Here is an 18367-nt window from a genome sequence, read left to right on the forward strand (position 1 = left end):
TTGCACCCAGTGAAAATACTTGACGCGTATTGTCGGTACGGCAGGCGGTGGACGGGGATGTGTTGCCGGTTGGCACACGGGAGTATGGCGCCAGACCGAACGGCCTGGCGCGCGGCATGCGACTGCGTCAGCCTAGGGTGCCAGTCAGGCTGACCTGGCGGTTTTCCGGCACCTCGTTGTAGGACAGCACGTGCAGGCCGGGGGCGAACAGCCGGCCGTAGCGCGCCAACAGCGGGCGGATCTGCGGCATCACCAGCAGCACCGGCGCCTGGCCCTGCTGCTTCATCTGGTCGCGGATCACTGGCATATTGGCCTGTAGCTGCTGCAGCACATTGGGATCGATCGGGAAGCTGTCCAGCTGCGGCTTGCCGGTTTGCTGCGCCTGGCTCAGCGCGGAGAGCAGCAGGTTTTCCAGATCGGCCGACAGGTTGAAGGCGCGGATCTCATCGCGCGGGCCGGCGATGCCCTGAATGATCTGGCGCTTGAGCGCGCAGCGCACTTCGGCGGCCAGCATGATCGGGTCCTTGGTGGTTTCGCTGGCTTCCAACAGCGCGCTGGCTACCGGCACGATGTCCTTCAGCGAGACATGATCCTGCAGCAACTGGCGGTACACCTTCAATTGCTGCACCGGCGGCAGCGCCGCGGCCAGCGCCGCGCCCAGCTTGGGCGACAGCGCGGTCAGCCGTTCGCCCAGCGCCACCACGTCGTCGTGGCGGAACAACTCGGACAGATGCTCGCGCATCACCTTGTTCAGATGGGTGGCCATCACGCTGGCGCAGTCCACCACCTGGTAGCCCAGGCCCAGCGCCTTGCTCTTGTCCGCCTGAACTATCCATGTCACCGGCATGTTGAAGGCCGGGTCTATGCCGGGGATGCCGTCAATCTCGCCGTAGACTTCCGGGGAGGGAATGGCCATCAGCCGGTCGGAATAGACTTCGGCCTCGGCCATCGTGTTGCCGGACAGCTGTATCGCGTATTGCGATGGCTTCAGCCGCAGGTCGTCGCGCAGGTTCACAGTCGGCAGCAACAGGCCCATCTGCTCGGACAGGCTCTGGCGCACGCCCTTGACGCGCTTGACCAGCGGCGCGCCCTGGTTCTGGTCCAGCAGCGCCACCAGCCGGTAGCCCAGGGAAATGCCCAGGGTGTCGGCATAGGGCAGGGTGCTCCATTCCAGCTCGATTTCCGCTTCGCCCTGGATGGCGGACTTGACTGCTGCCTGGTTCAGGGTATTTGCCGCCACCGGACGGCGGGCGTGCATGCGCCAGGCCACGTAGGCCAGCAGCGCCGCGAAGCCCAGGAAGGTGGGCCAGGGCATGCCGGGGATGATGGCCAGCACCAGCATCATGCCGGCCGCGCTCATCAGCACCGTCGGCGAGGCCAGCATCTGGCTGCCCACCTGCTGCTGCATGTCGCCGTCGTCGCTGATGCGGGTGACGATGATGGCGGCGGCGGAGGAGAGCAGCAGCGCTGGAATCTGCGCCACCAGGCCATCGCCTATGGTCATCAGCGCGTACTGGCGGAAGGCGTCGCCGGCCGACAGGCCGTGCATCAGCGCGCCGATGGCCACGCCGCCGAACAGGTTGATGATCAGGATCAGGATGCCGGCGATGGCGTCGCCGCGGACGAACTTGGACGCGCCGTCCATCGCGCCGTAGAAGTCGGCCTCGGTGGCGATGTCGCGGCGGCGCTGCTGCGCCTGCTCCTGGTTGATCAGGCCGGCGTTGAGGTCGGCGTCTATCGCCATCTGCTTGCCCGGCAGCGCGTCCAGCGTGAAGCGGGCCGACACTTCGGAAATGCGCTCGGCGCCCTTGGTCACCACCATGAAGTTGATGATCATCAGGATGACGAACACCACCATGCCGACCACGAAGTTGCCGCCTATCACCACATTGCCGAAGGCCTCGATCACCCGCCCGGCGGCATGGGTGCCCTCATGGCCGTGCAGCAACACCACCCGGGTGGACGCGACGTTCAGCGACAGCCGCATCAGCGTGGTGGCGAGGATGATGGTGGGGAACACCGAAAAGTCCAGCGGCCGCCGCGCCGACACGCTGACCAGGATCACGATGATGGCCAGCACGATGTTGAAGGTGAACAGCATGTCCAGCGCCAGCGGCGGCAGGGGCAGCATCACCATCGCCAGGATGGCCAGGAGGAACAGCGGGGCGGCAAGCTTGTGGCGGCCGATGTCGGCCAGGAGTCGGGTCAGCGAGTTCATGATGCGGGCTTGGGATCGGACAGTTCCTGCGGCACCGCCAGCTCCGGCAATATCGGCCGGTTGCGGCGGCTACCCGTCTGGAAAGCCTTGAGTTGCAAGACATAGGTCAGCACCTGCGCCACCGCGCGGTACAGCGGCGCGGGGATCTGCTGGTTGACCTGTGTGGTGTGGTAAACCGCGCGCGCCAGCGGCGGCAGCGGCAGCACGGCGATTTCCATTTCTTCCGCCAGCTGGCGGATGTAGAGCGCCATTTCATCCACGCCCTTGGCGATGATGAACGGCGCCTCGGCGCGGTCTTCGTCGTATTTCAGCGCCACCGCGTAGTGGCTGGGGTTGACGATGATGACGTCGGCGCCGGGCAGCGCCTTGCGCACGCCGCGCTGCGCCAGTTGCTGCTGCAGCTGGCGGATGCGCTGGCGCACCTCGGGCCGGCCTTCGGTGTTCTTGTATTCCTCCTTGATTTCCTGCTTGCTCATCTTCTGCTGCTTCATGAACAGGTAGACCTGCAGCGGCAGGTCGGCCAGCGCGAACAGCAGGAACACCGCGGCAAGCTGCAGCAGGCAGGACAGCAGCAGGTCGGCCGCGCCGGAGAGCGTGGGCAGCAGCGGCATGCCGTGCAGGGCGAAGAAGTCCTGCAGCGCGGCGGAGGCGATACGGTACAGCAACCAGCCCAAGAGCAGCGCCTTGGCGATGGATTTGGCGATTTCGCTGGCGTGTTTGGGTGAGGCCAGCCGCGACAGGTGGGCCAGCGGATTCATCCGCTCGAACTTGGGGCTGAGCTGGTTCAGCACGAATACCCAGCCGCCGGGGAAGAAGCTGATCAACAGCATCGTGGTGGGTATCAGCGCCAGCGGCGCCAGCATTTTCAGCAATAACAGCAAGGTGCCGCCAAACAGCTTGGACCAGCCGTTCTCCAGCGCGCCCTGGCTGGCGAGCGGAGCGAAAGCCAGCGCGAACAACTCGCGAAAATCGTTCAGCCAATCCGGCGCCAGCCAGAACATCAGCTTCAGCGCCAGGATCAGGCCCAGCGCGGCGGCCAGGTCCTTGGAGCGCGGCACCTGGCCCTGCTCGCGCGCCTTGCGCAGCCGCTGCGGGGTGGCTTTTTCGGTTTTGTCGCCGCGCTGCGCCTCAGCCATGGCCCATCTCCAGCAGGCGGTCCAGCAGGCGCAGCGTCTGCTCGCTCAGGCTCAGGTATTGCGGCGGCAGCACCTGCATCAGCAGGGTCAGCGTGGAGAGGCCGAACAGCGTCACCACTGGAAAGCCCAGGGAAAACAGGTTCAGCGCCGGCGCCACCCGGTTGATCATGCCGAAGCCGGCCTGCACCAGGAAGGTGGCGAATACCACCGGCAACGCCAGCGCCACCGCGGCGGCCATCACCCAGCTGACGCTGCCCGCCAGCACTGGCAGCGCCGCCTGCGGAATGCCGCCGCCCAGCGGCCAGGCGCGGAAGCTGGCGTACACCACCTGCACCAGCACCAGATGGCCGTCCATGGCGAAGAACAGCATCGCCGCCAGCAGGTAGAGCAGGTTGGACACCACGTCCGAGCTGTTGCCGTTGCCGGGATCGTTCATCACCGCCATCGACAGGCCCATCTGCGACGACAGCATGAAGCCCAGCAGCGACAGGATGGACAGGGTCAGTTGGAAGGCGAAGCCGAACAGCAGGCCTATCACCGCCTGCTCCAGGCTGGCGGCGACGCCGTGCAGCGAGAAGGGGTCGATGGGCGAGTGGGCGGGCATGCCGGGGATGCAGGCCACTGCCAGCAGCAGCGCCAGGCCGATGCGGGCGCGCATCGGCACCATGGCGTCGCCGATGAAGGGCGCGACGCTGAAGGCGGCGATCAGCCGGCAGAACGGCCACCAGATGGCCGGCAGCAGCTCTAGCAGCTGGGCGAACAGGCCCTGGCTCATGGCCTAGCCCACCTGGCTGGCGGCGCGCTGGAACATGGCGACGCAGAAGTCCATCAAGTAGCCGGTGATCCAGTGGCCGGCCAGCGCGATGGTGAGCAGCACGATCAGCAGACGGGGCAGGAAGGACAGCGTTTGCTCGTTGATCTGGGTGGCGGCCTGGATCAGGCTGACCACCACGCCGACGATCAGGCTGGGCAGCACCAGCAGCACCACCAGCGTCACCACCACGCGCAGGCTGTCGTTGACGATGTCGACGGCTATGTCCGGGGTCAGCATGGCTTTGGGCTTTCGCTACGCATTGTCAGTAGGCCTGTATCGAGGTCACCAGCGTGTTGACGGTCAGCGACCAGCCATCCACCAGCACGAACAGCAAGAGCTTCAAGGGCAGCGAGATCACCAGCGGCGACAGCATCATCATGCCCATCGCCATCAGCACGCTGGACACCACCAGGTCTATCACCAGGAAGGGGATGAACAGCATGCAGCCGATCTGGAACGCGGTTTTCAGTTCGGACAGCACGAAAGCCGCCAGCTTGACGGTGAAGGCGTGGTCTTCCGGACGGGCGACGTCGCCCTCGCCCGACAGCTTGGCCACCTGGGCCAGCGCGGTCTTGCTGGTTTGCGCCAACATGAAGCGGCTGACCGGCTTGGCGGCGATCTCCAGTGCCTGCGGCATGGTGATCTTGTCCGCGTCGAACGGCACCATCGCCTCGTTCCACACCTGCAGGCCCACCGGGCGCATCACCAGCAGCGTCAGGATCAGCGCCACGCCGGTGATCAGGCGGTTGGGCAGGCCCTGCTGCAGGCCCAGCGCCTGGCGCAGCAAGGACAGCACGATGACGAAGCGGGTGAAGCTGGTCATCATCAGCGCCAGCACCGGCAGCAGGCCCAGCGCCGTCATCAGGATCAGGATCTGGGTCTTGACGGTGAAGTCCACCGCCGCGCCGCCGGAGGTGGCGGTCAGCAGTTTCAGCGAGTCGGCCCAGGCGGCGGGGCTGGCCAGCGCCAGGCCTAGCAGCAGGGGCAGGTAAGGCCGGTACCGTTTCATCAGGCCAGGTTGTCCAGTTCCAGGTCGTTCAGCTCCACCACCCTCAGGCCGTAGTTGTCGCCCGACACCACCACCTCGGCGCGGCCGATCACGGTGCCGTTCACCTTGATGTCCAGCGGCTCGCCGGCGATCTTGTCCAGCTCTATCACCGAGCCCGCGCCGATCTGGCACAGGTCGGCCAGGCTGACGTCTGCGCTGCCGACTTCCAGCGTCAGCTTCACCGGGATCTTGCGCAGAAAGGGCGTCATGTCGCGCGGCGCGCGGGCGGCTTCGGCCGGGGCGGCCTCCGGCTCCAGGCTGTCCAGGATGCCGTCCAGGTCGAAATCTTGTTTCAGGTCCATGCGTAGTGTTTCCAGTGCGATGGGAGTCATTCGGTATCGGCAAAGCCGCTCAGGCACAGCTTGCCCTGGCGTTCCACCACTTGGGCGCTGAACAGCGCCGCGCCCTGCACGCAGACTTCCGCCCGCGGCGGCAGCGTCACCGGCAGCACGGCGCCGGGCTTCAGGTCGAGGATGGCGCCCAGCGGCAGCTCCTGCTGCAGCAGACGGGCATCCAGCCGCATCGTCAGCTTGTCGCGGAAGCCGCCGCGGTCGTGGCCGGTGCCCAGCCGCGGGCGTTGTCCGGACAGATGCTGCAACAGCGCCTCGAAAGCAGAAGCGCCCAGGCGCAGGCGCAGCGTGCCGCGCAACGCGTCGCCGTCGGCGAGATCGATCTCCAGCTGCCAGGCGGCTTGTCCTGCAAAGGGCAGGGGGCGCGGCTTGTCGCCGGAGGAGGCCGGGGTCTGGTCCAGTTGCCGGATGGCGGCGGCCAGCCGCGGCAGCAGCCGCTCGGCCAGGTTGCGGGCCAGGCGGCGTTCGGTTTCGGTTTCAGCCGGCAGTTCTTCGCTGATGGGCGCGCCGCTGGCACCGAAGCGGTAATCGAGGATGCCCAACAGCAGGCTGCGGTCGACGTGGCTGCCCAGCTGCCAGTCGCCCAGCGCGTGCCATTGCCAACGCCGCTCGTCGCCGGCCGGCAGCGCCTGGCGCAGATCGGCGATGCGGAACGCGGCGTGGTAGCGGCGGTTCAGTTCCCGCTCCAGGAAGTCGCCCAGCTCTTGCTGCAGCGCGCGCTCGAATAGCGGCAACAGATGTATCGGGCGTCCCAGGGTTCGCAGATCCAAGGCCTGCAGGCGGACGCCGTCCTGCGGCGCAACGATTTTGGCTTTGGGCATGGCGGTATTCGTTCGTGGTCGGGGACAGTCGGACAGTCCCCGGCAATTGCTGGGACTGTGCATCTTACTGGCTGTCCGCCGGTGGTAAAGGGGGAAAATTCACGGTTGCGATTGTGAAAAATACCGACTGAGTAATAAAGCGTTGAGTTTAAAATCCGCCAGCTTGCATGTAAGCATTGCTGGCGGATGCCTGCAGCAGGCGCGCCGCGTTTTGATACCTGTTGATTAAGGATGAGTGATGGCCGCCAATCTGGGCTTGATGATCCATGCCGACCGCAACCAGTTGCTGGGAGAGATGGCTACCCTGGGGCAGGGAGCCATGGCGGCTCCGCGCCCCGCGCACGACGATGCGCCGCCTGCGCAAAGCTTCAGCCAGGCCCTGGTGTCGGCGGTGCGCGACGTGGACCAGCAGAACCGCCTGGCCTCGGACAAGATGACCGAGGTGGACAGCGGCCAGAGCGATGACTTGGTGGGAGCGATGCTGATGAGCCAGGAGGCCAGCCTGTCCTTTTCGATGCTGATGCAGGTGCGCAACAAGGTGGTCGGCGCCGTCGACGACTTGATCAAGATGCAGCTGTAAGTCGGGAGACGACGTGGTCAAGCAATTGCGTAGCGGCTTTGCCGCCGTACAAGAAAAAATGGCCGGCCGCCGCCTGCTGCCGGCCAACGCCTGGCGCTATCTGCTGCCGATGGTGATCCTGGCCATCGCGCTCAGCGTGCTGCTGACGCTGTGGCTGTGGCGCGACGACGCCAGTTACAAACCGGTGTTCGGCGCGCAGGAGAAGGTGAACGGCGCCGACATGATGGCGGTGCTGGACGCCGAAAAGATTCCCTACCGCATTCATCCGCAAACCGGCCAGGTGCTGGTGCCGGACAGCGAACTGGGCCGGGTGCGCATGCAACTGGCGGCCAAGGGCGTGGTGGCGCAGCTGCCGGCCGGCCTGGAGCTGTTGGACAAGAACGATCCGCTGGGCGTCAGCCAGTTTGTGCAGGACGTGCGTTTCCGCCGCGGCCTGGAGGGCGAGCTGGTGCAGAGCATCCTGGCGCTGGATCCGGTGCGCGCCGCCCGCGTGCATCTGTCGCTGCCGCGCAGCACTTCCTTCATCACCGCCGGCACCGACAAGGGCTCGGCCTCGGTGGTGGTCACCCTCAAGCCCGGCCAGCAGCTGTCCGGCGAGCAGATCGCCGCGGTGGTCAAGCTGGTGGCCGGCAGCGTCTCCACGCTGGACCCGTCGCAGGTGACGCTGGTGGACCAGAGCGGCAATCTGTTGTCCGCCCATGTCGATCTGTCCGACGGCGGCATGTTGGGCTCTGACAACGAGGCGGCGCGCCGCTTCCGCGAACAGGCGCTGCAGAACGTGCGCGATCTTCTGGTCCCGGCGCTGGGCGCGGGCAACTTCAAGGTGAGCGTCACCGCCGACGTCGACAACGACCGCGTCGAGGAAACCCGCGAGAAATACGGCGAGGCGCCCAAGGTCACCAACGAGGCCTCGCGCGAGGAAACCAGCACCGAGCGCATGGCGCTGGGCGTGCCCGGCTCGCTGAGCAACCGTCCGGTCAGCACCGACTCCTCCGGCCCGGCCAATGAGAAGTCCGGCAACAGCAAAAACGCCGTCACCCGCCAGTACGCCTACGACCGCAACATCATGAACATCAAGAAGGCGCGCGGCACGCTGCGCCGCCTCAGCGTGGCGGTGGTGCTGAACCAGGCTGCCGCGCCCGGCAAGAAGGGCTGGCAGTCGGCCGAGCTGGCCAATATCGACAAGCTGCTGCGCAATGGCCTGGGCATCAGCGCCGAACGCGGCGATGTGCTGGCTGTGTCCACGCTGAGCTTCGCCGCCCCGGTGGCGGAAGAGGCGATCTGGGAGCAGCCGGAAACCTGGTTCGAGGGCGCGCGCTGGGCGGCCTACGCCGTTGCGCTGCTGCTGGCCTATCTGCTGCTGGCCCGTCCGCTGCTGAAGCTGGCGCGGCAGTTGGCTGAACACAAGCTGCGCGACTACACCCCCGACGCGCTGGCGCTGACGCCTGAGGACCCGCTGCTGGACAGCCGTCCGCTGCGCGAAGTGTCCGGCCAGCGCCAGGCCGCGCTGGCGGCCGCCGCCGCGCCGGGCAACAACCCGGTGGTGCCGTTGTTGGAAAATTACGATCTGCCGCCCGCCGGTTCGCCGGTGGACGTGCTGGTGGACCACCTGAAGGTGCTGGCGGCCAAGGAGCCGGAGCGGGTGGCCGAAGTGGTCAAACAATGGGTGCAGAACAATGGACGCAAGCAATAACTTTGCGCCGGACGCGGCGCCTTACCTCCCGCCGGCGGCCAGTGGCCAGATGAGCGCCATCGAACAGGCGGCGGTGCTGCTGCTGTGCATGGGCGAGGAGCCGGCGGCGGCGGTGCTGCGCTGCCTCAGCCGCGAGGAGCTGCTGCAGGTGACCCAGGCGATGAGCGGCATGAGCGGCATCAAGGTGGATGCGGTGAAGACTACCATGCAGAAGTTCTTCGACGAATACCGCGAGCAGAGCGGCGTGCACGGCGCCAGCCGCAGCTTCCTCAAGCGCTCGCTGGAGCTGGCGCTGGGCAACGACATCGCCGGCAGCGTGCTGGACACCATCTACGGCGACGCCATCCGTCCCAAGATGGCGCGGCTGCAATGGGTGTCGCCGCAGTGGCTGGCCGAGCGCATCGCCGCCGAGCACGTGCGGATGCAAGCGGTGTTCCTGGCCTTCCTGCCGCCGGCCTTGGCCGGCCAGGTGGTGGACGCCCTGCCGGCCGCCAGCCGCGACAGCGTGCTGGTCAATGTGGCCCGCCTCACCGATGTGGACCGCGAACTGCTGCAGGAGCTGGAAGAGCTGGTCAACCGCTGCCTGGAAAGCCTGCACACCCAGAGCACCGCGGTGGAAGGCATGCAGCAGACCGCCGACATCATCAACCGCCTGCCGGGCGACCGCAGCCAGATGATGGAGCTGCTGCGCGCGCACGATCCGGACATCGTCGACGAAATCGAGGTGCGGATGTACGACTTCTTCATCCTGTCGCGCCAGACCGAGGAAGTGCTCACCCGCATCTGCGAGGACGTTGCGCTGGAGCAGTGGGCCATTGCGCTCAAGGGCGCCGAGCCGGCGGTGCGCGACGCCATCATCCAGACCATGCCGCGCCGCCAGGCGCAGAATTTCGAAGCGACGATGCGCCGCTCCGGCCCGGTGCCGAAAAGTCGGGTGGAGGAGGCGCGGCGCGAGATCATGGCCCAGGTGCGCCAGTTGGCCGACGGCGGCGAGATCGATCTGCAGCTGTTCCCCGAGGAAGTGGTCGAGTGAAGCACTGGCGCCCCTTCCGTTTTCCGCCGTTGATAGACGGCGCGCCGCTGGAGCCGACGGCCGCCGCCGAGGTGCAGGCCTCCGCCGCCGACGGTTTCCGCCAGGGCATGGACGCCGGCTACCGCGAAGGTTTTGACAGCGGCGAAGCCGCCGGCCGCGACGCCGGTTATCAGGCCGGCCTGCAGCAGGGCCGGCAGGAGGGCGGCGCGGCGGCGCGCGACGAGGCGTTGGCGCGCTTCGCCAGCATCGCCGCGCCGCTGGACGCGGCCATCGGACAACTGCAACGGCTGTGCCGCGACTACCAGGCCGCGCAGCGCGACGAAGTGGTGGAACTGGTGGCCAAGGTGGCGCGCCAGGTGATCCGCTGCGAATTGGCATTGAAGCCGGTGCAGATCCTGGACCTGGTGGAGGAGACGCTGGCCGCGCTGCCGGCTTCCGCCCACAGCCAGGGCGAGGTGGAGGTGCTGCTCAACCCGGAAGAGTGCCAGCGCATCCGCGAATTGGCGCCGGAGCGGTCCGCCAAGTGGCGGCTGCTGGCCGATTCCGGCCTGGCGCCGGGCGAATGCCGGGTGCGCGGGGCCGAATTCGAAGCCGACGCCGGCTGCCAGCAGCGGCTGGAGCATTGCGTGGACAGCCTGCGCGAACAACTGCGGGCCGACCCGGCCGCGCAGGCGGAAGCCTAAGCGATGCTGCGCCGGGCGCTCAGCCAGCTGTCCGTGCCGGACGCCCCTGTCGCCACCATCAGCGGCAGGTTGGTGGGCGTGAGCGGCCTGTTGCTGGAGAGCGTCGGCTGTCCGCTGGAAACCGGCCAGCGTTGCCTGATCGAAACCGCCGCCGGCGGTTGGCTGCCGGCGCAGGTGGTGGGCTTCAAGCGCGAAGTCTCCTTCCTGATGCCGTTCAAGAAGCCGGTGGGCCTCGCCACCGGCGCCCGGGTGCTGCCGGCGCCGGAAAGCAGCGGCTTGACGATAGGCGACGGCTGGCTGGGCCGCATCGTCAACGGGCTGGGCGAGCCCTTGGACGACAAGGGCCGGCTGGGCGGCGACATGCCGCTGGCCGCCCATCCGCCGCAGATCAATCCCTTGCGGAAAAAGCCGGTGGACACGCCGCTGGACGTGGGCGTGCGCGCCATCAACGGCATGCTGACCATAGGCCGCGGCCAGCGCGTCGGCCTGTTCGCCGGCTCCGGTGTCGGCAAGAGCGTTTTGCTCGGCATGATCACCCGCCACACCGAAGCCGAGGTGGTGGTGGTGGGGCTGATTGGCGAGCGCGGCCGCGAGGTGCGCGAGTTCGTCGAACACTCGCTGGGCGCCGAAGGGCTGGCCAAGGCGGTGCTGGTGGTGGCGCCGGCCGATGAGTCGCCGCTGATGCGGCTGAAGGCCACCGAGCTGTGCCACACCATCGCCGCCCACTTCCGCGATCAGGGCCGCAACGTGCTGCTGCTGGTGGATTCGCTGACCCGCTACGCTATGGCGCAGCGCGAAATGGCGCTGGCGCTGGGCGAGCCGCCGGCCACCCGCGGCTATCCGCCGTCGGTGTTCGGCCTGCTGCCCGGCCTGGCGGAAAGCGCTGGCAACGGTGAGGGCGGCGAGGGCAGCATGAGCGCCATCTACACCGTGCTGGCCGAAGGCGACGACCAGCAGGACCCGGTGGCGGACACCGCCCGCGCCATCCTCGACGGCCACATCGTGCTCAGCCGCGAGCTGGCCGAGCGCGGCCATTATCCGGCGATAGACATTTCCCGTTCGGTCAGCCGCTGCATGAGCCAACTGATCGACCCCGAACACGCCGCCGCCGCCCGCGATCTGCGCGGCGCGTGGAGCCGCTACCAAGAGGTGCGCGGTCTGCTGCCGCTGGGCGCTTACGTGCCCGGCGCCGACCCGGCCACCGACCGCGCGCTGCGCCTGCAGCCGCGCATCGAGGCCATGCTGTGCCAGGGCGCGGCTGAGGCGGCCGGCTTTGACGAAACCCGCAGTCAACTGCAGGAGCTGTCGCGCGCGTGAACCAGCCCATCGTCCAATTGAACCTGCTGCTGCAACTGCGCGAGCGCGACCGCCAGCAGCTGGAAACCGAGCTGGCCGGCAAGCGCCGGCTGCAGGAGCGCTACCGCCGCAATATCGAGAGGCTGGAGCAATTGAGCGCCGCCAGCGGCGCCAGCGCCGCGTCGGGGCATCCGGCGCTGGCGCTCAACTGCGCCGGCTACAAGGGCCATCTGGCGGGTTTGCGCCAGTCGCAGCGGCAAGACCTGCAGCTGGCCGAGGCGGACGCCGCGGTCAGCCAGCGCCACTTGCTGGCCGCGCGCCAGCGTCAGGAGCAGGTGGCGCTGCTGCGCGACCAGACCCTGTCGGCGTGGCGTCGGGAACAGGCGCGCGCCGAGCAGAAGCGCACCGACGAGGCCGCTGGCCAGGCCTGGCTGCGGAGCGCCGGCGAGTGGTGAATATTCACGATGTTTCAGCGATGGCCGCGCGCGGTCGCCATTGAATGGTGAATACCGTTAGCCGACGAAAGGAATAGCGATGGCGATAGACTTCAACGCGATGCCGCCCAGTACCTGGGCGGACAATCTGGCCAAAACCAGCCTGGGCAATATGCAGACCCAGCTTGACAACCAGACCAAGGCGGCCAAGGCGCGCAGCGACGCGCTGAACCAGCTGCAAAAGGCGCTGCAGGATTACAAGACCAGCCTGAGCACGCTGACCGGCAAGAAGAGCCTGGTGGCGATGAACGCCACCGCCAGTCCGGACGGCGCGGCCACCGTCAGCGCCAAGGGCAATGCCCAGCCCGGCAACTACAGCTTGTTCGTCGAGCAACTGGCGAGCGCCCAGCAATTGGCGATGGGCGACCTGTCCGGCGCCACCGCGCAGGCCGGCGACAAGTTCACCGTCAAGCTGGCGGGCGGCGACACTTTCGACGTGTCGATGGCCGGCGCCGACCGCGACGGCGACGGCAAGCTGTCGCCCAGCGAGCTGGCGCTGGCGATCAACCGCTCCAGCGGCAACGCCGGCAAGGTCAACGCGATGGTGCTGAACAACAACGGCGTCAGCCAGTTGGTGCTGTCCTCCGGCAAGACCGGCCAGAGCGGCGCCATTTCGCTGGACCTGTCCCAGGTGAGCGACGCTGGCCTGAAGAACGGCCTGTCCTCGTCCAAGCAGCTGACCCAGGCGCAGGATGCCGTGGTGTGGCTGGGTGGCAAGACCAGCGGCGTGCGCATGCAGCAAGCCTCCAACACTTTCGACAATATCGACGGCGTCAGCTTCACCGTGAACAAGGCGATGAAGGACGGCGACGCGCCTCTGCAACTGGCGGTGAGCCGCAGCGACAACGACACTACTGCCAACGTGCAGTCCTTCGTCGATAGCTACAACAAGATCTACAAGGCCATCGGCGACTTGTCCCAGCCGGGCATCAACGGTGCCACCGCCGGTCCCTTCGCCGACGATTCCAGCATCCGCAGCCTGAAAAGCCAGCTCAACTCCATCCTGCGCCAGTCCTTCGACGGCATCACGCTGGGACAACTAGGCATCAGCGCCAGCCGCGACGGCAGCCTGGCGCTGGACAGCAAGAAGCTGGGCGACACGCTGAAGAACACCCCGGACGCATTGGACCGCTACTTCAACGGCACCAGCCAGAACGGCGCGCTCAAGCAAAGCGGCGACTATCTCGACAAGTGGCTGAACTACAGCAGCGGCCTGCTCAAGCAGCGCAAGGACAGCGCCGACCGCACCCAGCAGGATCTGAACCGCCGCCAGGACGCGCTGCAGCAGCAGTATCAGCAGACCTACCAGCGCTACCTGGCCCAATTCACCCAGTTGCAGAACATGCAGACCCAGATGAACCAGACGCTGGGCATGCTGGGTTTCAACTGAGCAAGAAAGCAGGATTGAGATCGTGGATTACGAAGCCTATCGCAGCTACCACGCGGTGAACCTGGAAGCCCAGACCCATTCCGCCAGCCAGGTGGATCTGGTGCTGGTGCTGTTCGACGGCCTGCTGGAGGAGATCGCCCGCGCGCGCGGCCACATGCAGCACCAGCGCTTCGAACAGAAGGGCGAGAGCATCAGCAAGTGCATCAACATCCTCAACGGCCTGTCCAGCGCGCTGGATTTCGACAACGGCGGCGAGGTGGTGGTGAATCTGGCGCGGCTGTACGACTACTGCGCGCACCGGCTGTACCAGGCCAGCGTGGAGCTGGACGTGGCGGCGCTGGACGAGGCGGAGGCGCTGCTGGCGAAGCTCAGGGGCGGCTGGATAGGCGTGCGGGACCAGCATGTCCCGGCTTGAGGTCGACGCCTGGCTGCAGGCGATCGCCGCCGCCGCCGGGCAGGGCGACTGGCAGCGGCTGGCGCAGCTGGACCAGGCATTGCGCCAGCGGCTGGCCGAGCCGGGCCTTGCCTTGGACGACGGCCAGCGCCAGGCGCTGGCCGAAGCCTACCGCGCGGCGCTTGGCCGCAGCCAGGCTGAGCTGGACGGCTTGCGGCACAGACTTTCCTCGATGGGCCAACAGCGCGAAGGCCAGATGGCCTACGCGCAATTCAGTGAATGGGAACAAGCATGAGCAGAGTGGCCCCGCCGCAAACCAGCAACGCCCTGCCGGGGATGGCCGACGATGCCATCGGCCAGGCCTTGGATATCGACGATCCGAGCCAGCCGGCCAGAGTACCGGCGCAGGATTTCGCCAGCGCGCTGCAGGCTTTGCAGCCACCGGTGTCCGTTCCGCCGGCTTCCGAGGCCGCTCCGCCGCAACTGCATGCCGCGCAATTGATCGCGCCGCCGCCGTTGGCTGCACAGGATGACGGCATCAAACCCGACGAAGGGAAAAAGGACGAGGCCCGGTTGGCGCAAGCCGACCTGGCGGTCCTCAGCCCGGCCCTGCAGCCGCCGCTGATCTGGCAGTCGCTGCCCTTGACGCCGCGCCAGGCGCTGCCGGTGGAGGCGCTGCAGCCGCAGGCCGACCCGGCCCCGCGCGCAGCCGCGGCATCTTTGTCGCCGGCGGACGCCAAACCATTGGCCGCGCTGGCGGCGGATCTGCCGACGCCGCGCGCGGATGCGCAGCAGGCTGGCCTGCTGGCGGCCTTGCCCTTGCCGGCCATTCATCAGGCCGATGGCGGCAAGCCCGCAGAAGCCTTCAGCCTGCAATTGCCGGCGGCCCAGTCCGACAGCTGGAGCGGCAAACTGCAGGCGGCGCTGGGCGAACGGCTGCAACTGCTGTCCAGCCAGAACCAGGAGCGCGCCACCATCCGCCTGGACCCGCCGGCGCTGGGCACGCTGGAGATCGCCATCCGCCACCAGGCCGGCGCGTTGACGGTGGAACTGACGGCTTCGCACAGCGAGGTGGTGAAGCAGCTGCAGACCATAGGCGATAGCCTGCGCCAGGATCTGGGCGGCCGCCAGTACACCCAGGTGGCGGTGGAGGTGAAGGAAGGCATGCCGTCCGGCCACGGCCAGGGCGGCAAGCAGAACCGCGAGCAACAGCAGCAGAATCCGGGCCGCGCCTTGCGCGAACAGGGCTGGCAGACGGCGGAAGCCTTCCAGCTGGATCAGGGCTGAAGGCCGGACAAGGAAACGAATAGATGAATAGCAAGAGCCTGATCGCGGCAGTCGTGGTGGCGGCGCTGGTGGGCGGCGCGGGGGCAGGCGGCTGGTGGTATTACCAGCAGCCCGGCCATGCCGCGCCGGCCAAGCCCAAGCCGGTGGATTACCGTTTTGTCAGCCTGGACAAGATCATCGTGATGCTGAAAAGCGATGCCGGCGGCGATGCCAGCTATATGGCGGTGGATCTGGTGTTCCGCAGCGGCCCGGACGGCGAAGCCAAGGTCAAGGAGCAGCTGCCTTTGCTGAAAAGCGTGGCGGTGCGGGCCTTGTCGCAGCTGTCGCGCGAGCGCGCCAACGCGCTGGGCATAGACGACTACCAGCGCCTGCTGGACAAGTCCTACCGCGCCGCTTTTGCGCGCGAAGGCTGCGAGCAGCCGTTCAGCGAAGTGATGGTCAGCAAGCTGATCATCGAATAAGCCGATGTACGCCGAAAGCTATTCCGCTCCGCAGGCCGCCGACGAAGGCCGGTTGCTGGCGCAGTACGCCCCGCTGGTGAAGCGGGCGGCGCGCCAGCTGTCCAGCCAGGCCGGCGGCGTGTTCGACCGCGAAGACATGGAGCAGATCGGCCTGATGGCGCTGCTGGACTGCCTGCGCCGCTACGGCGGCGAGCCGGACGAGCGCTTCGCCGGCTTCGCCATGCTGCGTATTCGCGGCGCCATTCTCGACGAATTGCGGCGGCTGGACTGGCGGCCGCGCTCGGTGCGGCAGGAGGCGCACCGGGTGCGCGACGGCCTGCGCGAGCTGCGCCGCAAGCTCAGGCGCGAGCCCAGCGAAGCGGAGGCGATGACGCTGCTGGGGCTGGACGCCGACGCTTACCGCGAGGCGTTGCTGGCGGAAAACGCCGAGGCGATGTCCAGCTTCGACGAGCTGGTGGCCGCCGGGATGGAACTGGCGGCGGAAGGCTCGCCGGAGGCGCGGCTGGAACGCCAGAGCGAGCTGGCGCGCGCGCTGACCGCGCTGAGCGAGCGCGAGCGGCAGGTGATTCAGCTGTATTACGAGTTTGAACTGAGTCTCAAGGAGATCGCCGCAGTGCTGGAGCTTACCGAGGCCCGCATCTGCCAGATCAACAAGAGCGCCCTGAAAAAGATGCAGGCCTGCCTGATGGCGGCCTGAAGCAAGGAAACACCTCATGCAGCAACTGTTTGGCATCCTGATCGTGCTGGTTTGTGTATTCGGCGGCTTCATGCTGCATGGCGGCGTGATGTCGGTGATCTGGCAGCCGGTGGAGCTGTTGATCATCTGCGGCGCCGCGTTGGGCGCCATCGTGCTGGGCAATCCGCCGCATGTGCTTAAGGAGATGGGCGGCCAGCTCAAGCGCGTGGTGATGCGCAAGAAGCAAGGGGCGGAGTTCCAGCGCCAGCAGTTGCTGTTGATGTACGAGCTGCTGATCACCGCCAGCCGCGGCCTGAAGGCCTTGGACCAGCACGTAGAGGCGCCGCGGCAGAGCCCGCTGTTCAACCGCTATCCGCTGGTGCTGGAAAGTCCCAAGTTGCTGGCCTTCATCGTCGACAATTTTCGCCTGATGGCGATGGGCAAGATCAACGCCCATGAGCTGGAGGGCGTACTGGACCAGGAGCTGGACGCCATCCACGAACAGCTGAACCAGCCGTCAAAATCCTTGCACAAGATCGCCGAGGCGATGCCGGGCTTCGGCATCCTGGCGGCGGTGCTGGGCATCGTGATGGCGATGAACACCGTCAGCCAGGGCGCCAGCGCCGGCGAGATCGCCAATAGCGTGGCCGCCGCCATGGTGGGCACCTTCATCGGCATCTTTTTCTGCTACGGCGTGCTTGACCCGATCTCGAATGTGATGAGCCAGCTGGTGAAGGAAGAGCTGTCCAATTTCGAATCGGTGAAGGTGGTGCTGACCACCCATGCCTCCGGCAAGCCGCCGTTATTGGCCATCGACGCCGGTCGTCGCCTGGTGCAGCTCAACACCAAGCCCAGCTTCTCGCAGTTGGAGTCGTGGATCACCATGCTGGAAGGGCAGGGCTGAGCCGTGGCCGGGTTGAAGGGCAAAAACGAGCACGACGGCGCGGTGATCAAGCGCGTGGCGCGCCGGCACGAGGAAGAAGGGCACGGCGGCGCATGGAAGGTGGCGTTCGCCGACTTCGTGCTGGCGTTGATGTGCCTGTTTCTGGTGTTGTGGGTGCTGGCCGCGCGCGATCAGGAAAACCTGCGCCAGCTGCTGACCACCTCTGGCGGCAGCCCGCTGATGCAGGGCAACGGCAAGCAGATAGACCACATGGGCAATCCGCCCGGCAGCCTGATTCCGCGCGATCCGATTCCCGGCTCGGCCGGCAGCCAGGTGGCCAGCAAGTCGGCGCTGCGCGACAGCGACAAGCGCGCCACCCAGGAAGCGCCGGAAATGCCGCGCCGCAGTTACGACAGCGAAGCCGATCTGCGCAAGCTGGCCGCCCAGCTGTCCAAGATGAGCGAGCAGGCGGGGCTGTCCAGCAATCTGCAGACCATTATCACGCCCTACGGCCTGCGCGTGACCTTGCACGATACCGATCAGCAGGGCATGTTCGAGCGCGGCAGCGCCATCGTCGAGCCGCGATTCCGTCAATTGCTGCAAGAGATGGGCGCCATGCTGGGCGATATCGACAATCAGATACTGCTGGTCGGCCATACTGACTCGGCGCAATACCACAGCGCCGGCGGTTTCGCCGCCCTGTCCAACTGGTCTTTGTCCAGCAACCGAGCGATGGCGGCGCGCATGCATATGCTGCAGGGTGGCTTGTCGGCCGGCTCGGTGCTGCAGGTGGTGGGCATGGCGGAACGGGCACCGCTGGATAAGAACCATCCGCTGGCCGCGGTGAATCGCCGCATCGAGCTTTTGATCCTTACTTCGGGTCAGGCGCAGGCGGTCGTCGCCATGTTCGGCTCGGCGGCCGAGGACAAGACCAGCCTGACCGGTGTTGCGTCCGCGCTACCAAATGAGAAGGACTTGCATAAACTCAGAGAAAATACCATCGGTATCAAGTGAATTTTTGTTAAGATTGTTCGTACACAAAAGCCTTTGCGTTGCAAGGCTTTTTTTTGTGCGATTTTCACACAAATTTTAATCAAATTATTTACAATT

General features: G+C 66.8%; 21 protein-coding genes. 14 read left to right on the plus strand and 7 right to left on the minus strand.

Annotated elements, in window-relative coordinates; genetic code table 11:
• Positions 1-127: 127 nt before the first annotated feature.
• The 7 genes from BI347_RS17355 to BI347_RS17385 are packed head-to-tail and all read right to left on the minus strand — an operon-like array spanning position 128 to position 6387.
• The gene (locus BI347_RS17355) at positions 128-2218 is read right to left on the minus strand and encodes a flagellar biosynthesis protein FlhA (RefSeq protein ID WP_071116574.1); all 2091 of its coding nucleotides are present in this window, start codon (positions 2216-2218) and stop codon (positions 128-130) included.
• Positions 2215-3354, minus strand: a complete 1140-nt coding sequence (gene flhB / locus BI347_RS17360) for a flagellar type III secretion system protein FlhB (protein WP_071116575.1) — start codon at positions 3352-3354, stop codon at positions 2215-2217. The genes BI347_RS17355 and flhB overlap by 4 nt, the downstream gene beginning before the upstream one ends.
• The gene (gene fliR, locus BI347_RS17365; protein ID WP_071112123.1) at positions 3347-4129 is read right to left on the minus strand and encodes a flagellar biosynthetic protein FliR; all 783 of its coding nucleotides are present in this window, start codon (positions 4127-4129) and stop codon (positions 3347-3349) included. Before fliR ends, flhB begins: the two co-directional genes overlap by 8 nt.
• A 3-nt stretch (positions 4130-4132) precedes the next feature.
• On the minus strand, positions 4133-4405 hold the full coding sequence (fliQ, locus tag BI347_RS17370) for a flagellar biosynthesis protein FliQ (RefSeq protein ID WP_011136551.1): 273 nt from the start codon (positions 4403-4405) through the stop codon (positions 4133-4135).
• A gap of 25 nt (positions 4406-4430) precedes the next feature.
• Entirely contained in the window at positions 4431-5177 is a 747-nt protein-coding gene (gene fliP / locus BI347_RS17375) for a flagellar type III secretion system pore protein FliP (protein ID WP_071112122.1), read from the minus strand.
• On the minus strand, positions 5177-5518 hold the full coding sequence (gene fliN / locus BI347_RS17380; RefSeq protein ID WP_071112121.1) for a flagellar motor switch protein FliN: 342 nt from the start codon (positions 5516-5518) through the stop codon (positions 5177-5179). The genes fliP and fliN overlap by 1 nt, the downstream gene beginning before the upstream one ends.
• 26 nt (positions 5519-5544) lie before the next feature.
• Positions 5545-6387, minus strand: a complete 843-nt coding sequence (locus BI347_RS17385; protein ID WP_071112120.1) for a FliM/FliN family flagellar motor switch protein — start codon at positions 6385-6387, stop codon at positions 5545-5547.
• A gap of 238 nt (positions 6388-6625) precedes the next feature.
• On the opposite strand from BI347_RS17385, the gene fliE reads away from it, so the two are divergent.
• The 14 genes from fliE to BI347_RS17455 all read left to right on the plus strand — a co-directional run bounded on the left by fliE (position 6626) and on the right by BI347_RS17455 (position 18271).
• The gene (gene fliE, locus BI347_RS17390) at positions 6626-6967 is read left to right on the plus strand and encodes a flagellar hook-basal body complex protein FliE (protein ID WP_071112119.1); all 342 of its coding nucleotides are present in this window, start codon (positions 6626-6628) and stop codon (positions 6965-6967) included.
• A 13-nt stretch (positions 6968-6980) separates the two neighbouring features.
• Entirely contained in the window at positions 6981-8660 is a 1680-nt protein-coding gene (fliF, locus tag BI347_RS17395; RefSeq protein WP_239690942.1) for a flagellar basal-body MS-ring/collar protein FliF, read from the plus strand.
• Positions 8644-9693 (plus strand): flagellar motor switch protein FliG, encoded by a 1050-nt coding sequence (locus BI347_RS17400; RefSeq protein WP_071116576.1) that lies wholly within the window; start codon positions 8644-8646, stop codon positions 9691-9693. The genes fliF and BI347_RS17400 overlap by 17 nt, the downstream gene beginning before the upstream one ends.
• Positions 9690-10376, plus strand: a complete 687-nt coding sequence (gene fliH / locus BI347_RS17405) for a flagellar assembly protein FliH (protein ID WP_071112117.1) — start codon at positions 9690-9692, stop codon at positions 10374-10376. Before BI347_RS17400 ends, fliH begins: the two co-directional genes overlap by 4 nt.
• A gap of 3 nt (positions 10377-10379) precedes the next feature.
• A complete protein-coding gene (fliI, locus tag BI347_RS17410) occupies positions 10380-11693 on the plus strand; it encodes a flagellar protein export ATPase FliI (protein ID WP_071112116.1) in 1314 nt (437 codons plus the stop codon).
• Positions 11690-12127 (plus strand): flagellar export protein FliJ, encoded by a 438-nt coding sequence (gene fliJ, locus BI347_RS17415; protein WP_071116577.1) that lies wholly within the window; start codon positions 11690-11692, stop codon positions 12125-12127. Before fliI ends, fliJ begins: the two co-directional genes overlap by 4 nt.
• Before the next feature lie 79 nt (positions 12128-12206).
• Positions 12207-13556: a flagellar filament capping protein FliD gene (fliD, locus tag BI347_RS17420; RefSeq protein WP_071112114.1), complete on the plus strand. Its 1350-nt coding sequence runs from the start codon at positions 12207-12209 to the stop codon at positions 13554-13556.
• A gap of 22 nt (positions 13557-13578) precedes the next feature.
• Entirely contained in the window at positions 13579-13971 is a 393-nt protein-coding gene (gene fliS, locus BI347_RS17425; RefSeq protein ID WP_071112113.1) for a flagellar export chaperone FliS, read from the plus strand.
• Complete coding sequence (locus BI347_RS17430; RefSeq protein ID WP_071112112.1) at positions 13958-14245, plus strand: hypothetical protein; 288 nt, start codon at positions 13958-13960, stop codon at positions 14243-14245. Before fliS ends, BI347_RS17430 begins: the two co-directional genes overlap by 14 nt.
• Entirely contained in the window at positions 14242-15237 is a 996-nt protein-coding gene (locus BI347_RS17435) for a flagellar hook-length control protein FliK (protein WP_083339014.1), read from the plus strand. The genes BI347_RS17430 and BI347_RS17435 overlap by 4 nt, the downstream gene beginning before the upstream one ends.
• A 23-nt stretch (positions 15238-15260) precedes the next feature.
• On the plus strand, positions 15261-15698 hold the full coding sequence (locus BI347_RS17440; RefSeq protein WP_071116578.1) for a flagellar basal body-associated FliL family protein: 438 nt from the start codon (positions 15261-15263) through the stop codon (positions 15696-15698).
• A 4-nt stretch (positions 15699-15702) separates the two neighbouring features.
• Positions 15703-16395 (plus strand): RNA polymerase sigma factor FliA, encoded by a 693-nt coding sequence (locus BI347_RS17445; RefSeq protein ID WP_071116579.1) that lies wholly within the window; start codon positions 15703-15705, stop codon positions 16393-16395.
• Between the two features lie 16 nt (positions 16396-16411).
• Entirely contained in the window at positions 16412-17278 is an 867-nt protein-coding gene (gene motA, locus BI347_RS17450; protein WP_071112108.1) for a flagellar motor stator protein MotA, read from the plus strand.
• A gap of 3 nt (positions 17279-17281) precedes the next feature.
• Complete coding sequence (locus BI347_RS17455) at positions 17282-18271, plus strand: flagellar motor protein MotB (RefSeq protein ID WP_071116580.1); 990 nt, start codon at positions 17282-17284, stop codon at positions 18269-18271.
• Positions 18272-18367: the final 96 nt, after the last annotated feature.

Origin of the sequence: Chromobacterium sphagni, from assembly GCF_001855575.1 — a bacterium.
Lineage (GTDB): Bacteria > Pseudomonadota > Gammaproteobacteria > Burkholderiales > Chromobacteriaceae > Chromobacterium > Chromobacterium sphagni.